Here is a 4723-nt window from a genome sequence, read left to right on the forward strand (position 1 = left end):
TTCGCGCGATTCGAAGCGAGGCTGTCAGTGCGCGATGCCGAGCTCGGCGCGCACCTCGTCGCGGAGGCGTCCGAGATTATCGGGCTCGGGAGCGGCGCCGAGGAGCGTCTTGGTGTACTCGTGCTGCGGGTTGAGGATGACCTCGTCCGCAGGCCCGCGCTCCACGACGTCGCCCTTGTAGAGCACCATGATCTCGTCCGAGAAGTGTCGGGCGGTGGCCAGGTCGTGGGTGATGTAGAGGACGCCGAGGTTCTCCTCGCGCTGCAGGTCCGCGAGGAGGTTCAGCACCCCGAGACGGATCGACACGTCCAGCATCGACACCGGCTCGTCCGCGACGATGAACCGCGCCCCGGGGGCCAGCGCCCGTGCGATCGCGACGCGCTGACGCTGTCCACCGGAGAGCTCGTGCGGGCGACGGTCGGCGTAGCTCTCCCCCGGAGTGAGTCGCACGCGCTCCAGCAGCTCCACGGCCCGCTCCCGCACCTCGCCACGAGACAGCTCCGGGTGGTGCAGGCGGATCGGCCGCTCGAGGTGATGCACGATCGTGTGGAAAGGGTTCAACGACGCGAACGGGTCCTGGAACACCATCTGCACATCGGCGCGGTAGCGTTCCAGCGCCCGGCCGCGGGTTCCGGACGGTTTCCCGTCCAGCAGGATCTCCCCGCTGGTCGGGGTCTCCAGCTTCATGAGCATCCGCGCGATGGTCGATTTCCCCGACCCCGACTCGCCGACCAGAGCGACCGTCTTGCCCGCCTCGATCGTGAAGGACACGTCTTTCACCGCGTGCAGGATGCTCGTCTTGAAACCGGAGCGCAGGGGGAAGTCCTTCACCAGGTTCCGGGCCTCCAGCCGCGCCGGCTGCGCCGCGGTGGGTGCGGTCGTGTTCGCGCTCATCGGACGCCCTCCTGGCTGACACCGGTGCGGACGAAGTCGCCGCGTTCGCCCTTGAGCGACGGGAAGCTCGACAGCAGCCGTTTCGTGTACTCGTGCTGCGGGGTCCGGTAGATCTCCTCCGCCGTGCCCTCCTCGACGATCTGTCCCTGCAGCATGATCGCGATCCGGTCGCTGATCTCGATCAGCATCGGCAGGTCGTGGGTGATGAAGATCACCGCGAACCCGAGCTTCTCGCGCAGCCGCATGATCTCACGGATGATCCCGCGCTGCACGACCACGTCGAGCGCGGTCGTCGGCTCGTCCATGATCATCACCTGCGGATCGAGGGCGAGGGCCATCGCGATCATCATCCGCTGCCGCATGCCGCCCGAGAGTTCGTGCGGGAAGCTCGTCAGGCGGTTCGGGTCGACGCCGACCAGGGTGAGCAGCTCTTCCGCCCGTGCGGTCTTCGCCTTCTTGCTCATGCCAGGTCGATGCGTGTCGAAGATGTCGAAGATCTGCGCCTTGACCGAGATCACCGGGTTGAGCGAGTTCATCGCCCCCTGGAAGACCATCGAGATCTTGTCCCACCGGAACGCCCGGAGGCCCTCGCCGTCGAGACCCACGATGTCGATGTCATGACCGTCGCGGTCATGGAAGACGATCTCCCCCGCCGTCATGAGCGCCGGCGCCTTGAGGAGGCGGTTCATCCCATAGGCCAGGGTCGTCTTGCCGCAGCCGGACTCTCCCGCGAGACCCAGGATCTCGCCGCGGTTCAGCGTCAGCGACACATCGCGCACGGCTTTCACCGGCGGGTCGACCTCGTACTCGATCGACACGTTCCGCGCCGTCAGCACCGGCTGGCTCATGCGGTGACCCCCTTGGTCTTCGCGGCCTTGCGCACACGGCGCGCGGCGTCGGGCGCGTTGCGCAGCTTCGGGTTGATGACCTCGTCGATCGCGAAGTTGATCAGTGCGAGGCCGGCGCCGAGGATGGCGATCATGATGCCCGGCGGGACGAACCACCACCACGCTCCGCGGCCGAGCGCCTGGCCGGACTGCGCGTCGTTGAGGATGGTTCCCCAGGTGATCGAGTCCGTCGGTCCGAGCCCCAGGTACGACAGCCCGGCCTCGCCGAGGATCGCGAAGATCAGAGCGAAGAGGAACTGCGCGGTGAGCAGCGGCAGGAGGTTCGGCATGATCTCGACCAGGATCACACGCAGCGATCGCTCGCCGGCCACCTTCGAGGCGTAGACGTAGTCGCGGGTGCGGAGGGAACGGGTCTGCAGGCGCAGGACGTAGGCGGCGCCGGCCCAGGAGGTGATGCCGAGGAAGATCGCGACCAGCTGCCAGGTGCGCTGCGGCACGAAGGAGGCGATCACCATGACCAGCGGCAAGGCGGGGATGACGATCATCACGTTGGTGATGAGGGCGAGTCCGTCTTCACGCCAGCCGCCGAGGTATCCGGCGAGGACACCGAAGACGAGCGACAGCACGATCGCGATCACGCTGGCGATCAACCCGACCATGAGCGATCCCTGCGCACCGATCGCGAGCTGGGCGAACATGTCGTTACCGAGCTTCGTGGTGCCCAACCAGTGCTCCGCCGACGGCGGCTGGAGTGCAGGGTTCGCCGTGCTGCGCGGATTCTGCGTGAAGAACGGCGCGATGATCGCGAACAACACGATCGCGAGCACGAGGAGCGAGCCGACGATGAACTTCGGCGATGTGCTCGGCAGGATGCGCCGCTTGCGGCCTCCCCGCTGTGTCGCGAGCGAGACGGTGCTGGCCGGCGCCGTCATGGGCGCGTCCTCCACGGTCAGGAGACCGGCGGTGTTCTGCGGATCAGACATTCTGGCGCGCCCTCGGGTCGATGAAGCCATAGACGAGGTCCATGAAGAAGTTGGCGGCGAGCACCGTGATGGTGATCACCAGGAACAGGCCCTGCATCAGTGCATAGTCGTTGTTCGTGACGGCCTGGAACATCAGCTTGCCGATGCCCGGATACGTGAACACCTGCTCCATGACGATGGAGCCGGACACGACGAAGCCGAGCGTGATCGAGAATCCGGCGATCGACGGGATCGCCGCGTTCCTCGCGGCGTACGTCGTCATGATGCGGCGGTGCCGGAGGCCCTTGGCCTCGGCGGTGAGGACGTAGTCCTCGGCGAGGGTGGCGACCATCATGTTGCGCATGCCGAACAGCCAGCCGCCCACGGAGCTGATCACGATCGTGATCGCCGGGAGGAGCGAATGCGCGAGCGCGTCGGTGAAGAACGCCCAGGTGGGCTCCGGCCCGTCGGGGAAGTCGAACACGTCGTAGCCCCCGAAGATCGGGAACCAGCCGAGTCCGACCGCGAACACCGACACCAGGATCAGCGCCAGCCAGAAGTACGGGATGGACTGCAGCACGGTGGTCGCGGGGATCACGTGGTCGACCCAGGTGCCCCGCTTCCATCCGGCCCAGGCACCGAGTGCGACGCCGAGGACGAACGAGATGACGGTCGCCGTGCCGACCAGGACGAGTGTCCACGGCAGGGCCCCGGCGATGAGCTCGGTCACCGGGGTCGGGTACTTCGTGACCGAGATCCCGAGGTCGCCGCGGAACATGCGGCCCCAGTACGCCAGGTACTGGTCCCAAAGCGAGGAGTCGTCGCCACCGAGCAGGAGCTTGATGTTGCGGATCGTCGTCTCCGAGATCTCGCCGCCCGCCCGCTGCATCTTGGCGATCATGATGTCGGCGGGGTTCCCCGGCATGAGACGGGGAAGCAGGAAGTTGAGAGAGATCGCGGCCCACAGCGTGAACGCGTAGAACCCGATTCTTCGTGCATAGAACTTCATGTCACTCTTTCCTGACTTCCTGCTTCCCGTCTCCTTTCGACTACTTGGCCGGCTGCAGCTGCGTCAGGACGTAGCCTGCCGCGATCGCACCCCAGGACGGCGGGAAGGCGTAGAGGTCCTCCTCCGTCGGCCAACCCGTGAAGTCCTGCGTGTTGTAGAACGTCTGGGTCGCGTTGATCACCAGCGGGATGTAGGGCAGGTCGCGGACGATCTCGGTCTGGATCGTGCCGTACAGCTCCTTCTTCTCCGCCTCGTCATCGGTGCTGATCGCGGCCTGCACCGCAGCGTCGACCGTCGGATTGTTGTACCGGCTGAAGTTCCAGCGACCCGCCGGGACCTCGGTGCCGACCGGGCTGGTCGACTGCACCGCGGTGCCGCCGAACCAGTCACGGTAGATCTGGAACGGGTCTGCCACCGACGTGCCGATCATGCCGCCGACGATGAGCTGGAACTCTCCACCCTGACGGGAGTCGGAGAACTCCTGCCACTGCACGGTCGAGACGTTGATCTTGATGCCGGCTGCGGCCGCCTGCTCGGCGATCAGCTTGGCGGCATCGTTGTAGTCCGTCCAGCCGTCGACCGAGGTGAGGGTGAGCTCGAGCGGCACGCCGCCCTTCGCATAGAAGTCGCCGTCCTTCGTGTAACCGGCGGCCTCGAGGATCGCGTCCGCCTCGGCGACGTTCGCCTCCTGCGGGCTGACCTCGTTGGCGGGGTCCGCGACCCACTTCTCGTCGCGGGGCAGCAGGGCGTACGTCGGCGAGATGTCACCGGTGAGCCCGACGAACGCCTTGTCCTTGATGGTGGCGCGGTCGATCGCCAGGTTGAGCGCCTGGCGCACGGCGACGTCGGTCTGCGGGCCGGTGCAGCCGAGCTCGGCGTTCGAGCAGGTGTACAGGACGGTCGGGTCCTGAGGGGTGTTGATCCAGTCGATCTTCCCGTTGCCCGTCACATCGTCGGGGTTGGGGATGAACATGCCGGTCCAGTCGAGCTCGCCGGCGGCGAGCAGGTCC

At 66.7% G+C, this 4723-nt stretch carries 5 protein-coding genes; all 5 read right to left on the reverse strand.

The annotated features are described in order from the left end of the window. Positions 1-24: 24 nt before the first annotated feature. Complete coding sequence (locus ACNPM4_RS09750) at positions 25-894, reverse strand: ABC transporter ATP-binding protein (RefSeq protein ID WP_105709583.1); 870 nt, start codon at positions 892-894, stop codon at positions 25-27. Continuing rightward, positions 891-1742, reverse strand: a complete 852-nt coding sequence (locus ACNPM4_RS09755) for an ABC transporter ATP-binding protein (RefSeq protein WP_400855831.1) — start codon at positions 1740-1742, stop codon at positions 891-893. The genes ACNPM4_RS09750 and ACNPM4_RS09755 overlap by 4 nt, the downstream gene beginning before the upstream one ends. Then, entirely contained in the window at positions 1739-2725 is a 987-nt protein-coding gene (locus ACNPM4_RS09760) for an ABC transporter permease (RefSeq protein WP_400855833.1), read from the reverse strand. The genes ACNPM4_RS09755 and ACNPM4_RS09760 overlap by 4 nt, the downstream gene beginning before the upstream one ends. Beyond that, the gene (locus ACNPM4_RS09765) at positions 2718-3713 is read right to left on the reverse strand and encodes an ABC transporter permease (RefSeq protein ID WP_029262920.1); all 996 of its coding nucleotides are present in this window, start codon (positions 3711-3713) and stop codon (positions 2718-2720) included. Before ACNPM4_RS09765 ends, ACNPM4_RS09760 begins: the two co-directional genes overlap by 8 nt. 40 nt (positions 3714-3753) lie before the next feature. Next, the coding region (locus ACNPM4_RS09770; protein ID WP_448985532.1) for an ABC transporter substrate-binding protein at positions 3754-4723 on the reverse strand (970 nt) is incomplete at its 5' end.

The organism is Microbacterium umsixpiens (assembly GCF_053543675.1).